Here is a 24,539-nt window from a genome sequence, read left to right on the forward strand (position 1 = left end):
GCTGGGCGCCTCAGGCCTCGTTCAGATTGGCGATAGCCCTGTTCAGTCGCTCAGCGAGCTCCGTGTCCGCGTTTTTGCCAGTGCCACCCAGGCACCAGGCTGCCAGCAGTTTCTCTACATCCTGCATTTGATCCGTGCTGTTGTCGGCGGAACCCATGCCATTGGCAAGGCGCTGAACCTGGATTTCCATGCGGCGCTGCTGATCGGCTTCGGGGGAGGGCACGCCGCAAAGGATTTCTGCGCGAATCACCAGCTCGACCGGATCGCTGGCGTCTGACGTTTCGGCCAGCGCACCCCAGTGCTGAGGCGCTGATTCACTGCCGGACGGGCCCGCTGTGGCCGCCATCACCAGAGACTGCCAGGAAGCCATTTTGCCTGCAGTCTCAGAGCCGAGAGAATCTTGCTCAGCCGCTGCTTTTCTTGCTGGACCTGTTCTCTGACGCCTTTTGAGAGCGTAGCGGCATCAATATCCTTGAGCGTCGCCAGGGCCGCAGTAACTGCCTGTTCGTCACTTTCCGGGGATATTCCTGAAACCTGATTCAGGCCTGCTTGTGCCGTCTCGTCGGCGGCACGTGATGCCTGCTGCTGTTCCGAGCGCTCGGCATCACGGCGGGCGAAGATCTGGTCACAGGCCTTTCGGAACGCTTGCCATAGTTTGCGGTCTTCCCGATGGCGGGTGATTCCGATGGCTTGCCAGTCTCCCTGGAGGGCCTTGGCCTGGTTCATGGCCTCCTGAAGCGGCTCGTGTTCGACCAGGGCCTGGGCCTTTTCCACGATCGTCTGTTTCAGGCCTTCGTTCTTGCGCCGTTCCTCGTCCAGGGGGGCTTCCAGCCTCTTGAGCAGTTCATCGAAGCGCTTTTGAACGGCCCGATTGTCGCGGAATTCCACTGGCCAGGCCTCTTTCCACTCCTGGCGAGCGGTCTGGTGGATTCGTTCCGCGGCTTTCCAGTCGATGGAAGACCAGTCGGCATTGTCCAGGAAGCTTTCGAGCTGCTCGCAAATGGCGGACCGTTTTTCCAGATTGGCCTGTTTGAGGCCGGACTTGGCAGAGAAGTAGGCCTTGCAGGGCTCGTAAGCCTTGTCCGAGGCAGCTTTGAACCGGGACCACAGCGAGCGATCCGAAGAGCCGCCGAGATCGCGCCACTCATTCTGCAACTCCTTGATTCGCTCGGCCTTTGCTTCCGGATCCATTGGCTGCTCTGCCAGGTATTCCATTTGCTCGCACAGGGCAATCTGCTTGGGTTCCGTGGCGAAGCCCTGCCAGTCCGAGAGTTCACGCAATTGCCCGGTAAGCAGCTGCATACGCGCCTGATAGGGTTTTGCGTGGCGCTGGTCCAGATCCCGGAAGTGCTGTTGTGCCGTTTTGAAGAGCTGTTTGGATTCTTTCAGCTGTTTGGCCTCCAGAGCCTCCTCCAGTTGCCTGATTTCGGCCTCGAGGCGAGTCGTCAGAGCTTTCTGTTGCTCCTGATCAACTCGGGGCTCTGCCGGTTTCTTGCGTTTGCCGGCCAGCTTCCGCAATGGCTCCAGTAGTGCCGGGATGGGATAGCCTTCCGGCCAGTTGATCTCGGCAACCAGTGTCTTTGCCTGGGCACGCTGCTCGTCGGTGGCATCGTCTGCGCGCTCGAGCAGTGCGCCAAGTTCGACGATGGTTTCCCGTTCCTGGGTAATCCGACGGACAGAGCTCAGGTAATTGCGCAGTGCCAGCATGGCGTTTTCGTAGGCTTTCTGTTCCTGCTTCTCCACTGCCGTATCCCGGGTTGCTTCCAGCCAGCGGTTTTCCTGGGTTTTCTGGAGTGCATCCAGGGACGCCAGTGAGGGCAGTGTTTCAGGCGGTTGAGACTTGAGCTCGTCCAGTGTGCGGGTCAGCAGATCCAGGGTTTCCTGACGTTGCAGCTTCTGCTCGCGCTGGCGCTTTTCATCTTCCGCCGCAGATTGCAGGGCCGCAATGCGCTCTTTGCACAGGTGAACCGCTTCGAGAAATGCCTGGGCCTGTTCCGGTGAGGCGTGTGTTTCCACCTCTGTCCATTGTTTCAGCAGGGCATCGAGCCGGGCCTCATAAAGCTTGGTATCGTCACTCTTCGCCTGGTCCTGGGCATGGCGGGTAAGGGTAGCGATGGTCTGGCTGATGCTGTCCAGCCGGGCCTGTTCTTCGCGCCGCCGCTGAAGTGCCAGTTTAACGATCTGGTAGACACCTTTGTCACGGCCTTTGGCCTGTTTCTGCACTTCCTGCAGACTGGCTTCGTCGGTCAGTCTGCCCGCAGCGGACTGCCGGATATCCGCCGTAACGCCGTCAATGGCAAGCTTGGCCAGGACATCCTGGGATGGTGCGCTCTCCAGAGTTTTGAGCTGCTCTTCCCTCCGGTCAGTCCGGGTATCTTCCTGTTCGACAGGCTCTGGCTGGGTGGCTTTCCGCTGTTTTGGCGTTGCCTCGGTTGTCTTGCGGGATTTGAACAGTTTCTGGATGAACGCGGCCATAAGAGTATCCTTGGGTGTTGAAACCAGTTCACGGTGTCGGGCAAAGTTGTGCCGCCACCGGCCGTCGGCATCCGGTCAGGGATACCGGGTAGTTTGACTGGTCAGCCTGAGGTGCTGGCCAGCAGGAAAAATTCGCGGCTAGTCTAGCGTTTTGTATGCGTGTGCGGAAAGGGTCTGTATGGCAAAACAGGAAAATGACAACGATCAGGATTACAAGGCCCGGGCAACGGCACTCAGGTTGCTTGCCAGGCGCGAGCACAGTCGCCTCGAGTTAAGCCTGAAACTCCGCCAAAGAAAGCTGCCGGGCGACATTATTAACGCTGTTCTGGATGATTACGAGAAAGAGAGTTGGCTAGACGATGATCGGTTTGCTGACGTCTACGCCCGCCAAAGAATGGACCTTGGTTACGGACCGCTACGGATTCTTGGCGAACTTCAGCAGCGCGGGGTTCACAAGACTCCGGAGAGTGTTGACGAGATGACGGAGGAGGATTGGTGTCAGCGAGCTATCGGTATCCGCGATAAGCGTTTTGGCCTGGCGGATCTGAGTGAGGACTGGGACGAAAAAGTACGGCAGGCGCGTTTCCTGAATCGTAGGGGCTTTTCCGCCAGTCAGGTGGAGCGCGCACTCGAGGCTCGTAGCGAATAGCCGGCGGAAGTCGGATTCTTCAAAGGGTCGGCGGTATCATGCCCAGTTCTGCGGGCAGGCCGGCCCTGAGCTTTCCGTCCGTTTGCAGCTCGCCTGATGGAACTTCCGGCGCCCGGCTTTCCTCCATCTGTACGATCTGTTCCTCTGCTTCGGTCGCCGGAATACCCGGCTGGTTGAGCCGGGCGAGGACATCGTAATAGCGCCGGATATTCTGGACGTAGATTACCGGTTCGTGGCCCCGGGCATAGCCAAAGCGGGTCTTGGTATACCATTCCTTCTCGGCCAGTAACGGCAGGAATTCCTTTACGTCCATCCACCGGTCAGGGTCTCGTCCCGCGCCTTCTGTAAGTCGTCGGGCGTCCTCCAGATGCCCGAAACCCACGTTGTAGGAGGCGAGAGCGAACCAGGTGCGGTCTGGCTCCGGGATCCGTTCCGGGATTTTTTCGTGCACGATCCGGAAATACTTGGCTCCGCCCTGGATGCTTTCTTCGGCGTCCAGGCGGTTGTTGATGCCGATATGGCTGGCAGTGTTCCTGGTCAGCATCATCAGTCCACGGACTCCGGTAGGCGATACCGCATTGGGGCGCCAGTGGGACTCCTGGTAACCAATGGCTGCGAGCAGTCGCCAGTCCATGTTGAAGTCGCGGGCATAGTCGCGAAACAGCGACTCGTATTTGGGCAACCGGTTCTCCACATGATGCATGAAGGTTCGGGCACCCACGTAATTCAGTCGATCAAGGTGGCCATAGAAGCGCTCGGAAATCTGGGCCAATGTTCCGTTGGTCTCGAGACTTTCCAGGAACTGGCGGGCCGCTTTTGCCAGGGAATCATCCTGCGCTGACGGGAAAAACCAGGCCAGTTCACCGGGTTCTCCAACGGTAAAAGCCTCCTTCACCATCGGGTAGAATACGTGGTTAAGGTCGAGCTCGTTGGAAGAAACCATCGCGTAGGGGAATTCGCCGCTTTCAACGCGGGACAGAACGCCTGCGGCGTCCAGTCCGGGATGCACCTCCCATTCAAGCTCTGCGTTTTCCTGGCGGGCTTCATTGAGGCGGTGCTCATGGTTGCTGTCGGATACCACGTGCACCGTTTTCCCGATCAGGTCTTGTAATGATTCAGGCCGCTCGACATCGCGATTATAAACCAGGATCGACTGGGCGGTGATGCCGGTCGCTACGGTGCGATACTGATTGGCAGTATGGGGTTGCCTGGAGAGCCCGAGCATCCCGAAGTGGGCGTAGTTCTTTTCCAGAACGGACAGGATTTCTGTGTTGCTATCGGCAACGCGAACCCGGAGCTTTACGCCAAGGTCCTCGGCGAACAGTTTTGCCAGTTCGTAATCATAGCCGGTGGGGCCGTCTTCACTTTCCACATAGATAGACGGCGCCGTCCGGGTAATCACATGCAGCACCCCCTCATCACGGATTTCCTGGAGAGTGCTAGGCTGTGAGCATCCGGTCAGTATCAGGGCAGTGCCGAGGAAGAAAACAATCCCGGCGGATGCGCTTTTGAAAGCAGCAAATATCTTTGGCAAGTCCATGGACTCCGTCACGGCTGGATCATCTGGTTGTAGCGTCGCTTAAAGCCACGCAACCTTGTCTATCCTGAGCGTGGAATTCCGTTCCACACAGTCAATGATCCTTGGTGTCGGAGGCCTGGTCAATAAAGCTGGTTAATTAATGTGCAAAACAATGTTAATTGTACAGCCCGGGATTAACGCCTCAAGCGCTGTATCCTGACCCCGCTTTCGAGTATCATGTCGGCCTTTCAAATTGCACCCAGACTTCCCCGTTTCGCGCGATACAGGTTGATATCATGCTTGAACTTCGCGGCGCTCCCGCGCTCTCGCCATTCCGCTCCCGCAAATTGCATTCCCGGATTCAGGATATCGTGCCTGAAATCGAGCATGTTTATGCTGAGTTCATGCACTTTGTTGACCTGGAGGCAGACCTCTTGGACGCGGAGCAAGCTATTCTGGACCGGCTCCTGACCTATGGCCCGAGTGTGCCGGTGGAAGAGCCTGACGGCGTGCTTTTCCTGGTTGTGCCTCGCCCCGGCACGCTCTCGCCCTGGTCCAGCAAGGCAACGGACATCGCCCGGAACTGTGGCCTGCGGCAGATACATCGTATTGAGCGGGGCACGGCCTATTACATTCGTTCGGGGCGCAAGCTTGGCCTGGAACAACGCGAGAAAATCGCAGCGCTTCTGCATGACCGCATGACCCAGAAAGTATTTCATGAGATGGGCGGCGCAGAGCTGTTGTTCAGCCATGAAGAGCCTCGGCTCCTGGGAAGGGTGCCAGTTCTCGCCGGTGGTCGCGATGCCCTGGTGGAAGCCAACTCGCGCCTGGGGCTGGCGCTTGCCGAAGATGAAATTGACTACCTGGTTAAGTCCTTCACGGATCTTGAGCGGGATCCGACCGACGTGGAACTCATGATGTTCGCCCAGGCGAACTCCGAGCATTGTCGCCACAAGATATTCAACGCGTCCTGGGATATTGACGGCGAAGGTCAGGAAAAATCCCTGTTCGCCATGATCCGGAATACCTTCGAAATGAACAGCGAGGGCGTGCTATCCGCCTACAAGGACAATGCCTCGGTTATTCGGGGTAGTCGTGGTGGCCGCTTCTTCCCGGACCCCGAGACGGGTGTCTACGGATATAACGAAGAAGACATCCATATTCTGATGAAGGTGGAAACGCACAACCACCCGACGGCGATTGCTCCTGCCGCCGGCGCCGCCACAGGCTCCGGCGGCGAAATTCGCGACGAAGGTGCTACCGGCCGGGGTTCCAAGCCCAAGGCGGGTCTGACTGGTTTCACAGTCTCCAACCTGAATCTGCCGGACGATCCCCAGCCATGGGAAATCAACTACGGCAAACCTGAACGCATCGCTTCACCGCTCGACATCATGATTGAAGGGCCTATTGGTGGCGCGGCATTCAATAACGAATTCGGACGTCCCAACCTGGCGGGCTACTTCCGGACCTTTGAGGAAAAAGTGCCCGGAGCCGCCGGCGAAGAAGTCCGCGGTTACCACAAGCCGATCATGATTGCCGGTGGTCTTGGCAACATTCGTGAGGAGCATGTTGAAAAGGGCGATATCCCGGTGGGCGCGAAACTCATCGTGTTGGGTGGGCCCTCCATGCTGATCGGTCTGGGCGGTGGTGCGGCTTCGTCCATGGACTCGGGCTCCAGTAACGAAAATCTGGACTTTGCGTCAGTGCAGCGGGACAACCCCGAGATGGAGCGTCGGTGCCAGGAAGTTATCGACCGCTGCTGGCAGATGGGCGACAAGAACCCTATTGCGTTCATCCATGATGTGGGCGCCGGTGGTCTGTCCAACGCTATGCCTGAGCTTGTCAAAGATGGCGGTCGCGGCGGTAAATTCGAGCTTCGCGACATTCCCAGTGACGAGCCGGGAATGTCTCCGCTGGAAATCTGGTGTAACGAATCCCAGGAACGGTATGTGATGGCAGTGGCTCCGGAAAACCTGGAGCAATTTGACGCCCTGTGCCGCCGCGAGCGCTGCCCCTATGCCGTGATAGGCGAGGCGACAGAAGCTCATCATCTGGAACTGGGCGATTCCTACTTCGACGACAAGCCGGTTGATCTGCCGATGGAAGTGCTGTTCGGCAAACCGCCGCGCATGCATCGGAGTGTCAGCCGCGCTTCCTTTACGAAGCCCATTTTCGACTCCACCAAAATCGATCTGGATGATGCCATTCGCCGCGTTCTGCGTCTGCCGTCTGTTGGCTCCAAGAGCTTTTTGATCACCATTGGTGACCGGACCATTACCGGCCTGGTTGCTCGGGATCAGATGGTTGGGCCCTGGCAGGTTCCGGTGGCTGATGTGGCTGTGACGGCCACCTCCTTCGATGTTCGCACCGGTGAAGCAATGGCCATGGGCGAGCGCACGCCGGTCGCCACGATCGATGCGCCCGCGTCCGGTCGCATGGCCGTCGGTGAAGTGATTACCAATATGGTGGCAGCGCCGATCGGCAAGTTGTCCGATATCCGGCTCTCTGCAAACTGGATGGCCGCTGCTGGCCACCCGGGTGAAGATGAGAATCTCTACGAGACCGTTCGCGCCGTAGGCATGGAATTGTGCCCGGAGCTTGGAATCACGATCCCCGTGGGCAAGGACTCCATGTCCATGAAGACCATGTGGGAAGAAGACAGCGGCGAACAGAAAAGCGTGACTGCACCGCTTTCATTGATTGTCAGTGGTTTTGCACCGGTTATTGATGTTGCAAGGACGCTGACTCCCCAGCTGGTCAAGGATGCTGGCGAGACAGACCTGATCCTCGTGGATCTTGCTGCTGGCCAGAACCGCCTTGGGGGCTCCGCTCTGGCTCAGGTTTACCGTCAGGTCGGTGCAGTTGCACCGGATCTGGATGACCCGGAGGACATCAAGGCTTTCTTTGCGGTTATTCAGGGTCTGAACAGCGACGGTAAGCTCCTGGCCTATCACGATCGTTCAGACGGCGGCCTGTTCGTCACCCTGGCTGAAATGTGTTTCGCCGGCCACTGTGGGGTTGATATCAAGCTGGATGGCCTCGCCGAGGATCGCAGTCAGTTTGCCCGGGAACTTTTTAATGAAGAGCTGGGTGCCGTCATCCAGGTACGCAAGCAAGACACCGGTTTTGTCCTGCAGCAATTCTCTGCCGCGGGTCTTGGGGACTACATCAGTGTTATCGGTAGCCCGAATGATACTGACAACCTTCGCCTGACCTTCGAAGGTAGCACTGTGGTGGATGAATCCCGGGTGGAGCTCCAGCGCCTTTGGTCCGAGACCAGTTACCGGGTTCAGTCGCTTCGGGATAACGCCGACTGCGCTCGTGAAGAATTCGATAATCTGCTTGACGCAGAGGATCCCGGTCTCCACGCCGAACTCTCTTACGACATCAACGACGACGTGGCTGCCCCGTATATCAACAAGGGAGTCCGTCCAAAAGTTGCGGTTCTGCGGGAGCAGGGTGTCAATGGACAGGTTGAGATGGCGGCGGCATTCGACCGTGCCGGCTTCGATTCTGTCGACGTGCATATGAGCGATCTGCTCTCAGGCCGGGTTACGCTGGATGGCTTTAACAGCCTGGTTGCCTGTGGCGGTTTCTCCTACGGTGACGTTCTGGGCGCTGGCGAGGGCTGGGCCAAATCGATTCTGTTCAGCGATCGCGTCAGGGACCAGTTTGCGGCGTTCTTTAATCGCCAGGACACGCTGGCGCTGGGTGTGTGCAATGGCTGTCAGATGCTCTCCAATCTTCACGAGCTCATTCCGGGAAGTGAGGGCTGGCCACGTTTCGTACGTAACCAGTCCGAGCAGTTTGAGGCGCGCCTGGTTATGGCTGAGGTGATGCCGTCACCGTCGGCGTTCATGGATGGCATGGCCGGTTCCCGTATGCCGATTGCCGTTGCTCACGGCGAGGGTAGGGTTGAGTTTGCCAGCGGCACCTCGGCAGAAGCTCTCTCCGAGAACGAGTTGGTGGCGCTGCGCTATGTGGATAATCGGGGGCAGGCGACCGTACGCTATCCCTACAACCCGAATGGATCCGAAGCCGGTATTACTGGTGTGACGACGCGCGATGGCAGGGTCACCATCATGATGCCGCATCCCGAGCGAGTATTCCGGGCTGTCCAGCATTCCTGGCGTCCCTCTGAGTGGCAGGAAGACGGTTCCTGGATTCGCATGTTCCGAAATGCGAGACGCTGGTTCGGCTGATTTTCCGTTCCAGTAACAAGCCGGTTTTGGGTGCGCTCAACATGAGTGTTTATTCCAAAGCCGGCTTTTTTGTTTTGCGCCCTTTTTTTGGGCGTTTTTCAAGGGAAAAAATCGGCAAAAATGGCAAAAATCCCCTTGACTCAGTATTTTTATGCACATTGCTGGTGCCTCCCTGTTTGTTCTGTGCACAAAGAGCAGGAATTTGGTTCAACTTTTGCCCAAAAGTCATAACCAATTGAAAAATATAGAATAAATGAATCAGGTGATTTTGTCGCCAATTTAACGGAAGTGCAGTGATTACGGGGTTTGAGGGCGTGTTCCCAAAAACTTTCCCCAGAGTTATCCACAGATTCTGTGGGTAAGTATCTAAGCTATTAATCTGTACAAAAAATATCCGACCTGAAGGAGGTTTTTCGATGTACAAGATGTGTTATTTCGTTCCGGAGACTCACGTCGAAAAAACCAAACAGGCATTGTTCGATGCCGGCGCCGGTCGAATCGGTGATTACGATTCCTGTGCCTGGCAATGTCTTGGAAGAGGGCAGTTTCGTCCGCTTGAAGGAAGCGATCCGTTTCTCGGCCATGCCGGGGAGATTGAAGCGGTGAATGAATACAAGGTTGAACTGGTTTGCGCCGACGAGCTGATAAAGGATGCCCTCGCGGCACTTAAGCAGGCCCACCCTTACGAGGAGCCCGCTTACGAAATCTATCGAATGGAAGAATTGTAGTCGCCGGCGCTACTTGCGGTCTTTCGCCATGGGGTGGCGGATATCACTCACGTGAACGCCGAAGGATTCGCGACTGTAGTCAGACAGGAAAAGTTCCAGGGTTCGCTTGACGGTCGGGAACGAGATTTCTTCCCAGGGAATCTCGTCCAGGCCGAACAGTCTGGATTCGAGGGACTCCTCGCCTGCACCAAACTGACCGTCTTTCAGTGTGGCCCGGTAGAACATGTGAACCTGATTGATGTGCGGGACGTCGATGATGGAATAGAGGCCTTCAATGTTTACCTCTGCAAGCGCTTCTTCCATCGTTTCCCGCTCGGCGGCCTCGATGGTGGTTTCGGCGTTCTCCATGAAACCTGCAGGCAGGGTCCAGTAACCATAGCGAGGTTCGATAGCGCGGCGACACAGCAGTATCTGGCCCTCCCACACGGGCACCGTGCCGGCGACAATGCGTGGGTTCTGGTAATGTATGGTATCGCAGCTGACACAGACATAGCGGTGACGGTTATCGCCTTCGGGGATGCGTTGTTCAACCGGATGGCCGCATGTGCTGCAGTACTTCATGATTTTCCCCGTATACTTGAATTGGTTTGGTAGTCAGTTTAACGATCCCGGCTGCCTCTGTCTCATCCAACCTCCGGATGTACCGTGGAGATGAACATTGCGTGATTTACTTGCCGAGCGCCTGGCCGGCTATGCACCGCGCCAGTTGGCCCTGGATTATCCTGAGGCAGGCATACTGGTTCCGGTAACCGACGATCTGAAAAACCCGGAGATGATCTTTACGCTCAGGTCCGAGAATCTGAGCACCCATCGCGGGCAGGTCGCCTATCCCGGCGGCAAAAGGGATCCGGAAGATCCGTCTCTGGCAGCAACGGCGTTACGTGAAACCCATGAAGAGATCGGATTGCCGCCGGATCAAGTACAAATAATTGCGCCGCTCAGTCAGGTGATGTCCCGCTATGGAATTCTAGTTACACCTTACGTTGGTGTGATTCCCGGAGATCATCCTTTGGAGCCAAACCCCCATGAAATCGAAAGTGTATTCCGCGTGCCTCTATCGTTTTTTCTGGAAGATAGACGGGAGCGCACAGATGCTCTGGATTTCCTGAACCATACATTTTACGTACCCTGCTACCGTTGGGAGCGCTACGAGATCTGGGGCCTGTCGGCAGTGGTTCTAGTTGATTTCCTGAACGCTGTTTACGATGCCGGAATCGATCTGCTTGAACCGCCTGAAGGAGGCTGAGAATGTTTTACCAGTTGAATGACCGAACGCCGGAACTGGAAGGTGAGGGTCACTTTGTGGCCGAGAACGCGTCGGTGATAGGCCGTGTCCGGCTGATGGATAAGGCCAGCGTCTGGTTCAATGCCGTTCTACGTGGTGACAACGAGTGGATCACCATTGGGCCTGAAACAAATGTTCAGGACGGTTCGGTACTGCATACAGACCCGGGTATGCCTCTTACTCTGGGTAAGGGTGTAACGGTTGGTCACAAGGTAATGCTCCATGGGTGCGAGATTGGTGATTACTCTTTAATTGGCATAAATGCTGTGGTTCTGAACGGAGCAAAGATTGGCAAGCACTGTCTGATTGGCGCCAATGCTCTCATTCCCGAAGGAATGGAGGTGCCTGACGGCTCCATGGTTGTCGGTTCGCCGGGCAAGATCAAGCGGGAGCTCAACGATAGCCAGAAGAAGATGCTGGAAATGAGTGCGCAGCACTATGTTCAGAATGCTGCTCGCTACGCCGATGAGCTCAAGCCCTGCGAGCCGAAAAAATGAGTGTTGCTGACAAGGTTCGATCGCCCTGCGTAAGCATCTGCGCGCTTGATGAAAATGACATCTGTGTGGGCTGCCATCGAAGTGGGGATGAGATCACCCTCTGGACCAGGATGGATGACGACGAACGGCGCGAGGTGCTCCGGAAAGTGGCGGAGCGCGAAAAAGGTTCCCTGATTCACGGCTAACATAGGTGTTGGTAAATCATGACTGACTCAGTTCGAATTGGTACTCCCCTCAAAGGTAATGCCTTCAAGGTTTTGTTTTGTGGATCCGGTGAGCTTGGCAAGGAAGTTGTCATTGAACTTCAGCGCTATGGCGTCGAAGTTATCGCTGTCGACAGATATGCGGATGCGCCTGCCATGCAGGTGGCGCATCGGAGCCATGTCATCGACATGCTGGACGGCGCCAGCCTGCGCAGTGTTATCGAACAGGAAAAGCCGGATCTGATTGTTCCGGAGATTGAAGCGATTGCCACGCCGGAGTTGGTAAAGCTCGAAGAGGAAGGCTATCGCGTCATCCCCACCGCCAGAGCGGTGAACCTCACCATGAACCGTGAAGGAATCCGGAGGCTCGCGGCTGAAGAGCTCGGGCTGCCTACCTCACCCTACCGCTTTGCGGGTACCCGGGAAGAATACCTTGCCGCCGTGAACGAAATAGGCCTGCCACTTGTGGTAAAGCCGGTCATGAGCTCGTCGGGCAAGGGGCAGAGTACCGTCAAGACCGAGGATGATATTGAAGCGGCCTGGGAATATGCCCAGTCTGGCGGGCGTGCCGGTAAGGGAAGGGTGATTGTCGAAGGCTTTGTGGACTTTGACTATGAGATTACCCTGCTCACCGTCAAGCACCGTGATGGCGTATCTTTTTGTGAGCCCATCGGGCACAGGCAGGAAGATGGAGACTATCGGGAATCCTGGCAACCACAGCCAATGGCCCCGCTGGCCTACGAGCGTTCGGCCGAAGTTGCCCGCGCTGTGGTCGAAAACCTCGGTGGCTATGGCATCTACGGTGTGGAGCTGTTTGTTAAGGAAGACAATGTCTGGTTCTCCGAGGTTTCGCCGCGTCCGCACGATACTGGCCTGGTTACGTTGGTCTCACAGGACCTGTCCGAATTTGCTCTGCATGCCCGAGCCATTCTGGGTTTGCCCATTCCCGCGATACGGCAGACTGGTCCCTCGGCATCAGCCGTGATTCTTCCTGAGGGCGATTCGGCGTCCGTATCGTATTCCGGTCTTGAGTCAGCGCTTTCCGAGCCGGATACTCAATTGCGTTTGTTCGGCAAGCCCGAGTTGAAGGGGCGCCGTCGAATGGGCGTTGCCCTGGCGAAGGGCGCAACGGTGGATGAAGCGCGCAAGAAAGCTCGCGACTCGGCAAATTCGGTTACCGTTGAACTGTGAGGTTCATCCAGGCCTGGCTCTGTTCAGCCAGGCCTATGAGGGTTTGATGACGATTTCCGAAAAAAATCGGAACGAACCGTTGACACCCACGGGCAGGTCTGTAGAATGCGCATCTCTTTCGAGGGGAGCACCGCTGAGGCGGCTTAGGAATCGAAAGATAACTGTTTGAAAGCGCTGAAGAAAATGAGTTTCAAAATTCTTCAGAAAGCAGTTGACAGGCAAGCGATTCGCTGTAAAATGCGCGCCTCGAAACAAGCAGTAAGCCGGGTCATTTTTCGGCGCTTTCCGGAGACGGAAAACATCGAAAAATAAACGGTTGACAAGGCGGCGCTACGGTGTAGAATACGCGGCCTTGATTGAGCAACAGCTCAAACGCTCTTTAAAAAGTTGACCAAGTAATTCGTGTGGGCGCTGGCCGAGGTATTTCGGATATGAAATATCAGGACAGTGACTCGTCGAAATTGAGTTTTGTCTTGAGCAAGAATAGAGAATCTTCGGATTCTTGTATGATTTAAACTGAAGAGTTTGATCATGGCTCAGATTGAACGCTGGCGGCAGGCTTAACACATGCAAGTCGAGCGGTAACAGGGGGTGCTTGCACCCCGCTGACGAGCGGCGGACGGGTGAGTAATGCATAGGAAACTGCCCAGTAGTGGGGGATAGCCCGGGGAAACCCGGATTAATACCGCGTACGCCCTTCGGGGGAAAGCAGGGGATCTTCGGACCTTGCGCTATTGGATGTGCCTATGTCGGATTAGCTAGTTGGTGGGGTAAAGGCCTACCAAGGCGACGATCCGTAGCTGGTCTGAGAGGATGATCAGCCACATCGGGACTGAGACACGGCCCGAACTCCTACGGGAGGCAGCAGTGGGGAATATTGGACAATGGGGGCAACCCTGATCCAGCCATGCCGCGTGTGTGAAGAAGGCTTTCGGGTTGTAAAGCACTTTCAGTGAGGAGGAAAACTCTGCGACTAATACTCGTAGGGCTTGACGTTACTCACAGAAGAAGCACCGGCTAACTCCGTGCCAGCAGCCGCGGTAATACGGAGGGTGCAAGCGTTAATCGGAATTACTGGGCGTAAAGCGCGCGTAGGTGGTTTGATAAGCGAGATGTGAAAGCCCCGGGCTTAACCTGGGAACGGCATTTCGAACTGTCAGGCTAGAGTATGGTAGAGGGTAGTGGAATTTCCTGTGTAGCGGTGAAATGCGTAGATATAGGAAGGAACACCAGTGGCGAAGGCGGCTACCTGGACCAATACTGACACTGAGGTGCGAAAGCGTGGGGAGCAAACAGGATTAGATACCCTGGTAGTCCACGCCGTAAACGATGTCTACTAGCCGTTGGGACTCTTGAAGTCTTAGTGGCGCAGCTAACGCACTAAGTAGACCGCCTGGGGAGTACGGCCGCAAGGTTAAAACTCAAATGAATTGACGGGGGCCCGCACAAGCGGTGGAGCATGTGGTTTAATTCGACGCAACGCGAAGAACCTTACCTGGCCTTGACATGCAGAGAACTTTCCAGAGATGGATTGGTGCCTTCGGGAACTCTGACACAGGTGCTGCATGGCCGTCGTCAGCTCGTGTCGTGAGATGTTGGGTTAAGTCCCGTAACGAGCGCAACCCCTATCCCTAGTTGCTAGCAGTTCGGCTGAGAACTCTAGGGAGACTGCCGGTGACAAACCGGAGGAAGGTGGGGATGACGTCAGGTCATCATGGCCCTTACGGCCAGGGCTACACACGTGCTACAATGGTGCGCACAGAGGGCTGCAAACCCGCGAGGGGGAGCCAATCTCACAAAACGCATCGTAGTCCGGATCGCAGTCTGCAACTCGACTGCGTGAAGTCGGAATCGCTAGTAATCGTGAATCAGAATGTCACGGTGAATACGTTCCCGGGCCTTGTACACACCGCCCGTCACACCATGGGAGTGGATTGCACCAGAAGTGGTTAGTCTAACCTTCGGGAGGACGATCACCACGGTGTGGTTCATGACTGGGGTGAAGTCGTAACAAGGTAGCCGTAGGGGAACCTGCGGCTGGATCACCTCCTTAAACGAAGCCGAATGCTTCGGTCAGAGTCCACACGAATTACTTGGTTAGCTGAATAAAGAGAGCAGATGGGTCGTTGCAGGCCCGTGTTTTTGGGTCTGTAGCTCAGGTGGTTAGAGCGCACCCCTGATAAGGGTGAGGTCGGTGGTTCAAGTCCACCCAGACCCACCAGAATTGCGTGGCTCGTCGTTGCTTCCAAGCTCACGTGCGACTCGCACGCTACGCTTGCAAGCGCCTAGATCCACACAATTCTATAGCTAAGGTTAAACGACCTGGCTTGTGTGGAAGATCGAGGGGCCATAGCTCAGCTGGGAGAGCGCCTGCCTTGCACGCAGGAGGTCGGCGGTTCGATCCCGCCTGGCTCCACCAAAAGCCTGAACGATCGATGCTTACATAACTGACTAACTTCGGTTAGCAGTGTACAGAAACAAGCTTTTCAGTTGTGTGACTCGATTAAGAGTTGTAGCTGAAGATCTTCTTTCTGATCACTGGGTCAGATTTGCTCTTTAACAAATTGGACGAGATAGAACACGATTGATGAATTCCATTATCTCCGGAATTCATTAATCAGAGTGATAACGATTTCAAGCGTTATCCGGTGTTGTCGTTGAAGTGGTTGTTATATCGCTTCAAGGAACTGTCTCCACTTATTGATGCCCTGGTTTACCAGGTTGTCGATGAATGGAACACAGTTGTCTTGGGGTTATATAGTCAAGCAACTAAGCGCATACGGTGGATGCCTTGGCAGTCAGAGGCGATGAAAGACGTGGAAGCCTGCGATAAGGTTCGGGGAGCTGGCAAACAAGCTGTGATCCGGGCATTTCTGAATGGGGAAACCCACCGACTTTCGGGTCGGTATCTTGCACTGAATACATAGGTGTAAGAGGCGAACCGGGGGAACTGAAACATCTAAGTACCCCGAGGAAAAGAAATCAACCGAGATTCCCTAAGTAGCGGCGAGCGAACGGGGACTAGCCCTTAAGCTAGACAACTGGTAGGAGAAGGCTCTGGAAAGTGCCGCCATAGTGGGTGATAGCCCCGTATCCGAAACCTGAGTCTGGTGAAATCGAGTAGGACGGGACACGTGATATCCTGTCTGAACATGGGGGGACCATCCTCCAAGGCTAAATACTCCTGACTGACCGATAGTGAACCAGTACCGTGAGGGAAAGGCGAAAAGAACCCCTGTGAGGGGAGTGAAATAGATCCTGAAACCGTATGCGTACAAGCAGTCGGAGCGGACTTGTTCCGTGACGGCGTACCTTTTGTATAATGGGTCAGCGACTTATGTTCAGTGGCGAGGTTAACCGTTTAGGGGAGCCGTAGGGAAACCGAGTCTGAATAGGGCGATTTAGTCGCTGGGCATAGACCCGAAACCGGGCGATCTATCCATGAGCAGGTTGAAGGTGCCGTAACAGGCACTGGAGGACCGAACCCACTGTCGTTGAAAAGCCAGGGGATGACTTGTGGATCGGAGTGAAAGGCTAATCAAGCCCGGAGATAGCTGGTTCTCCCCGAAAGCTATTTAGGTAGCGCCTCGGACGAATACCACAGGGGGTAGAGCACTGTTTCGGCTAGGGGGTCATCCCGACTTACCAACCCGATGCAAACTCCGAATACCTGTGAGTACTATCCGGGAGACACACGGCGGGTGCTAACGTCCGTCGTGAAGAGGGAAACAACCCAGACCGCCAGCTAAGGTCCCCAAGTACCAGTTAAGTGGGAAACGATGTGGGAAGGCTCAGACAGCTAGGAGGTTGGCTTAGAAGCAGCCATCCTTTAAAGAAAGCGTAATAGCTCACTAGTCGAGTCGGCCTGCGCGGAAGATGTAACGGGGCTCAAACTGGTCACCGAAGCTGCGGCTGCATACTTTGTATGCGGGGTAGGGGAGCGTTCTGTAAGCCTGCGAAGGTGTGTTGAGAAGCATGCTGGAGGTATCAGAAGTGCGAATGCTGACATGAGTAACGACAATGCGGGTGAAAAACCCGCACGCCGGAAGACCAAGGGTTCCTGCGCAACGCTAATCGGCGCAGGGTGAGTCGGCCCCTAAGGCGAGACCGAAAGGTGTAGTCGATGGGAAACGGGTTAATATTCCCGTACCTTGGATAGCTGCGATGGAGAGACGGAGAAGGCTAGGTGAGCCGGGCGACGGTTGTCCCGGTTTAAGCGAGTAGGGAGTGGACTTAGGCAAATCCGGGTCCACAATCTCGAGACGCGACGACGACTGCTCTTAGAGCGGGAAGTCATTGATGCCATGCTTCCAGGAAAATCTTCTAAGCTTCAGGCTATTCGAGACCGTACCCCAAACCGACACAGGTGGTCAGGTAGAGAATACCAAGGCGCTTGAGAGAACTCGGGTAAAGGAACTAGGCAAAATGGTGCCGTAACTTCGGGAGAAGGCACGCTGGTGGTAAGTGAAATCCCTGCGGGTGGAGCTGAAGCCAGTCGAAGATACCAGGCCCCTGCGACTGTTTATTAAAAACACAGCACTGTGCAAACACGAAAGTGGACGTATACGGTGTGACGCCTGCCCGGTGCCGGAAGGTTAATTGATGGGGTTAGCGCTTGCGCGAAGCTCTTGATCGAAGCCCCGGTAAACGGCGGCCGTAACTATAACGGTCCTAAGGTAGCGAAATTCCTTGTCGGGTAAGTTCCGACCTGCACGAATGGCGTAACGATGGGGGCGCTGTCTCTACCCGAGACTCAGTGAAATTGAAATCGCCGTGAAGATGCGGTGTATCCGCGGCTAGACGGAAAGACCCCGTGAACCTTTACTATAGCTTCACAGTGAACTTTGAGCATGTTTGTGTAGGATAGCTGGGAGGCTTTGAAGTGGGAACGCCAGTTCTCATGGAGCCAACCTTGAAATACCAGCCTGACATGTTTGAGGTTCTAACTTGGTCCCCTTATCGGGGATGAGGACACTGTGTGGTGGGTAGTTTGACTGGGGCGGTCTCCTCCCAAAGCGTAACGGAGGAGCACAAAGGTGGGCTAAGCATGGTCGGACATCATGCGGTTAGTGTAATGGCACAAGCCCGCTTAACTGCGAGACAGACACGTCGAGCAGGTACGAAAGTAGGTCATAGTGATCCGGTGGTTCTGTATGGAAGGGCCATCGCTCAACGGATAAAAGGTACTCCGGGGATAACAGGCTGATACCGCCCAAGAGTTCACATCGACGGCGGTGTTTGGCACCTCGATGTCGGCTCATCACATCCTGGGGCTGAAGCCGGTCCCAAGGGTATGGCTGTTCGCCATTTAAAGTGGTACGCGAGCTGGGTTTAGAACGTCGTGAGACAGTTCGGTCCCTATCTGCCGTGGACGTTGGAGATTTGAGGAAAGCTGCTCCTAGTACGAGAGGACCGGAGTGGACGAACCTCTGGTGTTCGGGTTGTGACGCCAGTCGCATTGCCCGGTAGCTATGTTCGGACAGGATAACCGCTGAAAGCATCTAAGCGGGAAGCCCCTTCCAAGATGAGATCTCCCTGGACCCTCGAGGTCCCTGAAGAGCCGTTCAAGACCAGGACGTTGATAGGTCGGGTGTGTAAGCGCTGCGAGGCGTTGAGCTAACCGATACTAATTGCTCGTGCGGCTTGACTATATAACACCCAAGACAATTGCGGATGACGCAGAGCCTAACCGCTCAAACGAAATCAACATCACTCAGTTCCTTCTCGTCCCCCAGTGATCAACCGTTTTGCCTGACGACCATAGCGGTCTGGAACCACCTGATCCCATCCCGAACTCAGAAGTGAAACAGACCAGCGCCGATGGTAGTGTGGCGTTGCCCATGTGAGAGTAGGTCATCGTCAGGCTCCTAATACCAAAAACCCCAGCATCCCCGATGCTGGGGTTTTTTATTGCCTCCAGAAAAGACCTGGATCAGGGCAGCCAGATCTCAAACACACCACCACCGAGGCTTCCACCGTTGTGGAGTTTTATCGACCCACTCCGCTTTCCCTCACTGTGCAGTCTGGCAACGGATGAGGCGAAGAACAGCCCGAGGCTGGTACTGCCACTCTTGAAATCAAGGGATTTGAAGTTGAGTGTTCCCGTGTGCTGCATGTTGTCGGGATATCCCTTGCCGTCGTCTTCAACACCGATCACCAGATAGCCGTCTCTCTCACCAGCGGTAAGCCGGATTCTGCTGCGGGTATAGCGGATGGCATTGTTGATGGTGTTATTGAGTACACCGGTCAACAGATCCTCGTCGAAAAAGCCGTTTATGTCCTCAGCGTCCACGGAAACATCAATGCCGAGCCCTTGCAGAAGAGGGTTGTGTCTGGCCAGGTGTTCCGAGAGGAAATCCGGCACATAGTGCTCCTCAATGTGTGCCGAGAGGTTGTTCTCGCCAAGCCGGTAGATACCAAGGAGTTGCACCAGATCGTTGTGCATCCGTTCGGCTTCGTACTGCAGGGTATTGAAGCGGGAAGATTCCCCGAGGCTTTCCTCGTGCTCGCTGCGAAGCTCGTCGAGGGAATTAAGGAGCATGCCAAGCGAGTTCTTCATATCGTGAACGGCTGAGGCAAGTACCATGGAAAAATCAATATTCTGGTCTTTCATACCATCAGCCCCTTCAGTTTTCGTTGTAAGGCGATATAGCGCCGATGTTGGCGGTGTTGCTCCGGCAGTCCTGCCAGGCGATTCAGGCAAGTCTGGCAGCGTTTGAGGAGCTCAGCGTCACCGGGACTGTTGTCATTCTCCTTCATCAGCACCTGAACCAGGTTAAGGTTCAGGGCGGCGTGGTCCGGGACGATTTCCAGAGCCTTTGAAAAGATCTCCACGGCTTCTTGCAGGTTCCCGGCTTCGAACGCTTTTATGCCGTCTCGGTTGAGAGTTCGGGCTTTGATTTTCTGCCGGAACCCTACGGGCTCATCAAGGAGGCTTTCAATCTTCTGAAGTATGTCAGGCTCGTTGCTGAACCGCTCTGACATCTCTCGTAACAGCGCTTTGGCGTCGCTTTCATGTCCGAGTCGAAACAGGGTCTTGGCGTAATCAAGACCCGTTGCGGCATCCAGGGCTGCGGCATTGTCGAGTTCCGGTCTGATCTTCTCGAGGATTTTGGTCGCCTCTTTATCCTGACCCTGTCCCGCATAAACCCGGCACTGGACGATCTGGCTCCGCAGACTGATACCTTCCTCAGCCTCGAATCGTTTTTCCATCTTCTTGAGAACGGTCAGTGCTTCCCTGGCTTTTTCTTTGCCTTCTTCTTCAAGATTGCCCTCGCTGAGGTCAGAAAGTGCCTGGCCCAAGGCGAGGTAATGCTCTGAATTGTCGTGAATCGAGTGGGTGCCAAGCTCTACTGTGCGCTGCCAGGCCTCGGATGATGTTTCGAGATCCTGGTTGGAGCCGGCCAGCTGTGCCAGATGCTTTTGCCGAAGTAGGGCATTGGGGGAATGCTCTATGGCTTTCTCCAGTACCTGCTGTGCCTGTGTCGGCCGGCCCTGCCGTTCGAACCCCTCTGCCAGAAGGTCATAGGCCTCCATGTAGTCCGGATGATTTGCAATAAGCTCTCGCAGGCCGTCTACCGCCTGGTCGAAGCTTCGATTGGCGAGCAGGACTTTGCAGCGTCCGAGCCTTGCCCAGGACAATTCCCGTTGCGCAAGGACGTCATCGTAGATTTTGAGCGCGTGCGCCAGGTCCCCCAGCTGGAAATACAGGTCGCCCAGGGTTTTCATCAACCAGGTCTTGTAACGTGGCTGCCGGGGCAACAATTGGAGACAGAGCGAAATGGCTTCCGGGTAGTTTTCCCGGTCGATTTCCCGATTGATGGGCATGAGCGTGTTGCGCTGGCTGATCAGGGCGCCCAGACGTTTTTCGAGTACAGCCCGGTTTATGGGCTTGGTCAGATAGGCATCGGGCTGGTACTCCCTCGCCCCCATGACCATTTCCTTGGAGGTCTCCGCTGTCACCATGAGGAACAGGGATGAGCGCTTCAATAATTTTTTGTACCGGAGGTCCTCGAGAATATGCTGGCCATTCTTGCCTTCTCCCAGGTTGAAGTCGCATAACACGACATCCACGTGATTATAGGTACAGTGCTGGATGGCCTGACTGGCATTGGAAACCAGCTCGATCGTGTCAGCGCCACAACTGCGCAACATCTGGCGAATGGACAACCGAAAATTTTCGAAGTCATCGATCACGAGATAGTTGAGCTTGCCAAAAGGATTGACGTCCGCTTTGGTGTCGGTCATGAGCGCTTCTGTTTCAGTAGCTTGTTAACCAGTGCTCTCAGTGCAGCCGGTTTCACCGGTTTGTAGAGAATCTGGTAGCCCCGGTTGATGGCATCCTCCCGAACTTCAGGCGCCATATAGCCGGTGATAAGTATGCCCGGGATGTTGGCATTAAGAGCACCGCGAATGCTGTCCATGGCATCGAGGCCGTTCTTGTTATCATCCAGCTGATAATCGGCAAGTATAATATCGGGCCGATTCCCTTCCAGTTTTTCCATGGCGTCTTCCAGGCTTTCGGCGGCCGTTACGTCACATTTCCAGTTCCCAAGCAACGCGACCATGCCCTGCAGGATAGCCGGGTCGTTATCGATGCACAGGAAATGCAGGCCGCCGAGGTTGGATACCCTGCGTGAGCCCGATGCGGGCTTGGCAGAGGTGGTCTCGTTCTGTTCCGGAGCTGCTGTTGGCACGGTGATACCGAAGACACTGCCTCGGCCCTGGACGGAATGGACGCTGACCGGGTGGTTCAGCATGCCGCTGATACGGTCAACGATGGCGAGACCGAGCCCCAGGCCCTTTTTATCCCGGCCATGCTGAAATCGACGAAATTCCTCGAAAATGTGTGCCAGCTGGTCCTCGGGGATACCGGGACCCGTATCCCAGACTTCTATACGAATATAGCCTTTCAGACGCCGGCACCCGAGCAGAATCTTGCCTTCCGGCGTGTAGCGTATGGCGTTGGACAGGAAATTCTGGACCACACGACGCAGCAATTTGGAATCGGAGCGGATCCAGGCCGTGCTGGGCACAACGTGCAGCTCCAGGTTCTGGTCCTTGGCGATTGCTGAAAAGTCGGTTGCCAGGTGGCGCATGATCTCGTTCACGGGGAACACCCCGATATCGGGCTCCAACGCACCTGCGTCGAGCTTTGAAATATCCAGCAGGGTGCTGATGATCTCCTCGGCAGCCCCGAGAGAGCTGTCGATGTGGTCCACGAGATCTTTCATTTCGCCGTCATCGGCTTTGCCGGCGAGGGCAGAGGTGAATAGCCGCGCTGCGTTCAGCGGCTGCAGAAGGTCGTGGCTGGCCGAGGCGAGGAAGCGTGTCTTGCTCTGGTTCGCCTGCTCGGCCACGGATTTGGCCTTCAGCATCTGCTCATTGATGACCTGAAGCTCCTGGGTGCGCTCCTTGACCCGCTGCTCGAGATAAATGTTGGTCTCCTTGAGGGCCTGCTCGGTTCTGCGCATGGCCGTGATGTCCTGGAACGTGGTGACATAGCCACCACCGGGTATCGGGCTGCCATCGATGCGTAACACCGTACCATCCGGTCTCTGGCGCTCGTAGGACATCGGCCGTCCCTCACGCATGCTCGTGCAGCGATCGACGACGATCTCATCAATCCGGCGGGCAGATAGATTGGCATTGGTAAGGTTATAGCGCATCAGATCTTCAACAGGCCGACCGACCCTGACGAAGCCCTTCGGGTAGGTGAACAGTTCCAGATACCGGTGGTTCCAGACCACCAGTTGCTGCTGGTGGTTAACCACAGACACGCCCAGACTGATATTTTCAATCGCTGACTGGAGCAACTCCCGGCTGAAGGTCATGGCCTGGGACGCTTCGTCGACGATGCTGACCACATCCTCGATCTGCATGTCCCGGCCTGTGAGGGTCGATTCCAGGACCACCCTGGCGGTGGAGGCGCCGATCACCGAGGCCAGTTGGCGCTCGATGTATTTCATCAGATGCGCCGATGCCGGGCGGTGCGGGTGCAAACGGATGGCGTTACGGCGTTCGTAATTCCGGAAAATGGTTTCCGAGCGTTCTTCACCCATGAACCGGTCGGTTAGCGCCCGGAGGTCGGATGTCAGTATTTCGCCCTGCCAGCTCTGGTGCTGCGCGGTTTCCGCTTTGGGCTGCGGATCGTGGAAGAAGGAGGCAATCTGGATCTTTTCGCGGACACGTTGACGGGTCAGCATCGAAAGTACGATGTACACCAGCGTGTTGATGCCGAGGCTCCAGATAATGCCGTGACTGGTCTGGTCCAGCTCGGACCCGAACAGGGCAGTGGGGCGCGTCCAGTTCAGTCCCCAGATTCCCTGCTCAATCAGTGTGTCGTTGACCCAACCGGTGGTGGCCAGTGCCGGCAGTAGCAGGGTGTAACACCACATCAGGAAACCAAGGCCAAGGCCCCAGACGGCGCCCATGTAATTGCCCCGGCGCCAGATAATGCCGCCTACCAGCGCCGGCCCGAACTGCGCCGCTGCCGCAAATGACAGCAGGCCGAAGGCCGTCAGGCTGTAGTCTTCGCCGGCCATCCGATAAAAACCATAGGCGGTGAGCAGCACCACAAAGATAGCCACCCGGCGGATACTCAGGAGCAGGTAGCTGAGGTCCGTGCGCCGGTTCATGCCCGGTCGGAAAAATTTCAGCAGGGCCGGCATGATGATCTCGTTGCTGACCATGGTGGCAATCGCCACGGAACACACGATTACCATGGCTGCAGCCGCTGACCCGCCACCGAGGAACGCCAGTATGGCCAGCCATTCCTCGCCTGCCATGATCGGCAGCTGCAGTATCAGGATGTCAGGGTTTCCAGCAGAGGCCTCGGGCGACAGCAGACCCGCAGCGGCAATAGGAAGCACAAAGGCGCTGGCTACGATCAGGTAGATCGGCATCGCCCAGCGGGCAATCTCGAAGTCCCGATGATCGGTATTTTCAACCACCATGACATGAAATTGCCGGGGCAGGCAGATGATGGCGAGCATGGCAATGAGCGTCTGGGTAATGAATGCCGGCGCTTCGATACCATCGGTGGTCAGGGTGCCGATCAGGTCCGCGTCCCGGGCCCGTTCAAACAGGTCGCCAAACCCGCCATAGAGCCCGTAGCCAACGAACAGCCCCACGGCGACGAAAGCCACGAGCTTGATCAGTGATTCGAAGGCCACGGCCTGGATCATGCCCCGATGGTGCTCGGTGGATTCCAGGTGCCGGGTACCGAACAGAACGGTGAAAACCGCCAGGGCAAGGGTGATGTACCACGCGGAATCACTCCAGGCCGCCGTGCTCAGCTCTTCATAGCCTGTTCCGGTAGCCGAGAGCACGTTGAAGCCCATCGCAATGGCTTTCAGTTGCAACGCAATGTAGGGAACACTGCCGATCAGGGCAAAGGTTGCAATCATTGCGGCCAGGAGCTGGGATTTGCCATACCGGGAGGCGATGAAGTCGGCAATGGAGGTACTGTTATTGCGCTTGCTGATATAGATGATCCGGCGCAGCAAGGGCGCACCGAACACGAAGACCAGCAAGGGCCCGAGGTAGATGGGGAGAAACCCCAGACCCTCCTGGGTGGCGCGTCCAACGGCGCCATAGAAAGTCCAGGAGGTGAAGTAGACTGCCAGGGAGAGTGCGTATATGTGTGTGCGTGCCAGGCGCCTGCGATATAACCCGGGGTGTTTGTCGCCGGCCCAGGCGATCACGAACAGGATAGAGATGTAGGTGATGGAAATGAGGACCAGCAGCCAGGCACTAATCATGGTTACGCGTTCCCGACAGTATCAGCAG

15 protein-coding genes, 2 tRNA genes and 3 rRNA genes are annotated in these 24,539 nt (G+C 56.0%); 12 read left to right on the forward strand and 8 right to left on the reverse strand.

Going from position 1 to position 24,539, the window contains the following annotated elements; all coding sequences use genetic code 11:
- Positions 1-10: 10 nt before the first annotated feature.
- Both HP15_RS22585 and HP15_RS06180 read right to left on the reverse strand, forming a co-directional pair.
- Entirely contained in the window at positions 11-370 is a 360-nt protein-coding gene (locus HP15_RS22585) for a hypothetical protein (RefSeq protein ID WP_041645142.1), read from the reverse strand.
- The gene (locus tag HP15_RS06180; RefSeq protein ID WP_014576684.1) at positions 346-2,475 is read right to left on the reverse strand and encodes a DUF349 domain-containing protein; all 2,130 of its coding nucleotides are present in this window, start codon (positions 2,473-2,475) and stop codon (positions 346-348) included. Before HP15_RS06180 ends, HP15_RS22585 begins: the two co-directional genes overlap by 25 nt.
- 178 nt (positions 2,476-2,653) lie before the next feature.
- On the opposite strand from HP15_RS06180, the gene HP15_RS06185 reads away from it, so the two are divergent.
- The gene (locus HP15_RS06185; RefSeq protein WP_014576685.1) at positions 2,654-3,124 is read left to right on the forward strand and encodes a regulatory protein RecX; all 471 of its coding nucleotides are present in this window, start codon (positions 2,654-2,656) and stop codon (positions 3,122-3,124) included.
- A 19-nt stretch (positions 3,125-3,143) separates the two neighbouring features.
- On the opposite strand, the gene mltF is transcribed toward HP15_RS06185, so the two are convergent.
- Positions 3,144-4,664, reverse strand: a complete 1,521-nt coding sequence (gene mltF, locus HP15_RS06190; RefSeq protein ID WP_014576686.1) for a membrane-bound lytic murein transglycosylase MltF — start codon at positions 4,662-4,664, stop codon at positions 3,144-3,146.
- 275 nt (positions 4,665-4,939) lie between these two features.
- Between mltF and purL the strand changes: the two genes are divergently transcribed.
- Positions 4,940-8,845, forward strand: a complete 3,906-nt coding sequence (gene purL, locus HP15_RS06195; RefSeq protein ID WP_014576687.1) for a phosphoribosylformylglycinamidine synthase — start codon at positions 4,940-4,942, stop codon at positions 8,843-8,845.
- A 49-nt stretch (positions 8,846-8,894) separates the two neighbouring features.
- Here the strand turns inward: purL and HP15_RS22315 are convergent, their stop codons facing one another.
- Complete coding sequence (locus HP15_RS22315; protein WP_169702143.1) at positions 8,895-9,269, reverse strand: hypothetical protein; 375 nt, start codon at positions 9,267-9,269, stop codon at positions 8,895-8,897.
- On the opposite strand from HP15_RS22315, the gene HP15_RS06200 reads away from it, so the two are divergent.
- Complete coding sequence (locus HP15_RS06200) at positions 9,262-9,573, forward strand: Nif3-like dinuclear metal center hexameric protein (protein WP_014576688.1); 312 nt, start codon at positions 9,262-9,264, stop codon at positions 9,571-9,573. The two genes, HP15_RS22315 and HP15_RS06200, sit on opposite strands and share 8 nt — an antisense overlap.
- Positions 9,574-9,582: 9 nt before the next feature.
- On the opposite strand, the gene HP15_RS06205 is transcribed toward HP15_RS06200, so the two are convergent.
- Complete coding sequence (locus HP15_RS06205) at positions 9,583-10,134, reverse strand: NUDIX hydrolase (protein WP_008171471.1); 552 nt, start codon at positions 10,132-10,134, stop codon at positions 9,583-9,585.
- A gap of 97 nt (positions 10,135-10,231) precedes the next feature.
- Between HP15_RS06205 and HP15_RS06210 the strand changes: the two genes are divergently transcribed.
- The 9 genes from HP15_RS06210 (at position 10,232) to rrf (ending at position 18,614) form a co-directional block, all read left to right on the forward strand.
- Positions 10,232-10,819 carry an NUDIX hydrolase gene (locus HP15_RS06210; protein ID WP_014576689.1) on the forward strand — a complete coding sequence of 196 codons (588 nt, stop codon included), beginning with the start codon at positions 10,232-10,234 and terminating at the stop codon, positions 10,817-10,819.
- A 2-nt stretch (positions 10,820-10,821) separates the two neighbouring features.
- Positions 10,822-11,355 (forward strand): gamma carbonic anhydrase family protein, encoded by a 534-nt coding sequence (locus HP15_RS06215; protein ID WP_008171478.1) that lies wholly within the window; start codon positions 10,822-10,824, stop codon positions 11,353-11,355.
- Entirely contained in the window at positions 11,352-11,540 is a 189-nt protein-coding gene (locus HP15_RS06220; RefSeq protein ID WP_008171481.1) for a DUF1289 domain-containing protein, read from the forward strand. The genes HP15_RS06215 and HP15_RS06220 overlap by 4 nt, the downstream gene beginning before the upstream one ends.
- Positions 11,541-11,558: 18 nt before the next feature.
- Entirely contained in the window at positions 11,559-12,749 is a 1,191-nt protein-coding gene (gene purT / locus HP15_RS06225) for a formate-dependent phosphoribosylglycinamide formyltransferase (protein ID WP_014576690.1), read from the forward strand.
- Between the two features lie 513 nt (positions 12,750-13,262).
- A 16S ribosomal RNA gene (locus tag HP15_RS06230) occupies positions 13,263-14,802 on the forward strand.
- A 91-nt stretch (positions 14,803-14,893) separates the two neighbouring features.
- Positions 14,894-14,970 (forward strand) — tRNA-Ile (locus tag HP15_RS06235).
- Positions 14,971-15,092: 122 nt separating this feature from the next.
- Positions 15,093-15,168, forward strand: a tRNA-Ala gene (locus tag HP15_RS06240).
- 340 nt (positions 15,169-15,508) lie between these two features.
- Positions 15,509-18,400 (forward strand): 23S ribosomal RNA (locus HP15_RS06245).
- Positions 18,401-18,499: 99 nt separating this feature from the next.
- Positions 18,500-18,614 (forward strand): 5S ribosomal RNA (gene rrf, locus HP15_RS06250).
- Together the 16S, 23S and 5S rRNA genes with 2 tRNA genes alongside form the textbook arrangement of a ribosomal RNA operon.
- A 67-nt stretch (positions 18,615-18,681) precedes the next feature.
- Here rrf and HP15_RS06255 read toward each other — a convergent pair.
- Genes HP15_RS06255 through HP15_RS06265 form a run of 3 tightly spaced genes read right to left on the reverse strand, consistent with a single transcriptional unit; the run spans position 18,682 to position 24,511 of the window.
- Positions 18,682-19,362 carry a sensor histidine kinase gene (locus HP15_RS06255; protein WP_014576692.1) on the reverse strand — a complete coding sequence of 227 codons (681 nt, stop codon included), beginning with the start codon at positions 19,360-19,362 and terminating at the stop codon, positions 18,682-18,684.
- Positions 19,359-20,996, reverse strand: coding sequence for a tetratricopeptide repeat-containing response regulator (locus tag HP15_RS06260; RefSeq protein ID WP_014576693.1), 1,638 nt, complete (start codon positions 20,994-20,996; stop codon positions 19,359-19,361). The genes HP15_RS06255 and HP15_RS06260 overlap by 4 nt, the downstream gene beginning before the upstream one ends.
- Positions 20,993-24,511 carry a hybrid sensor histidine kinase/response regulator gene (locus tag HP15_RS06265; RefSeq protein WP_014576694.1) on the reverse strand — a complete coding sequence of 1,173 codons (3,519 nt, stop codon included), beginning with the start codon at positions 24,509-24,511 and terminating at the stop codon, positions 20,993-20,995. The genes HP15_RS06260 and HP15_RS06265 overlap by 4 nt, the downstream gene beginning before the upstream one ends.
- Positions 24,512-24,539 lie beyond the last annotated feature (28 nt).

Source organism: Marinobacter adhaerens HP15 (assembly GCF_000166295.1).
Taxonomy (GTDB): Bacteria; Pseudomonadota; Gammaproteobacteria; order Pseudomonadales; family Oleiphilaceae; genus Marinobacter; species Marinobacter adhaerens.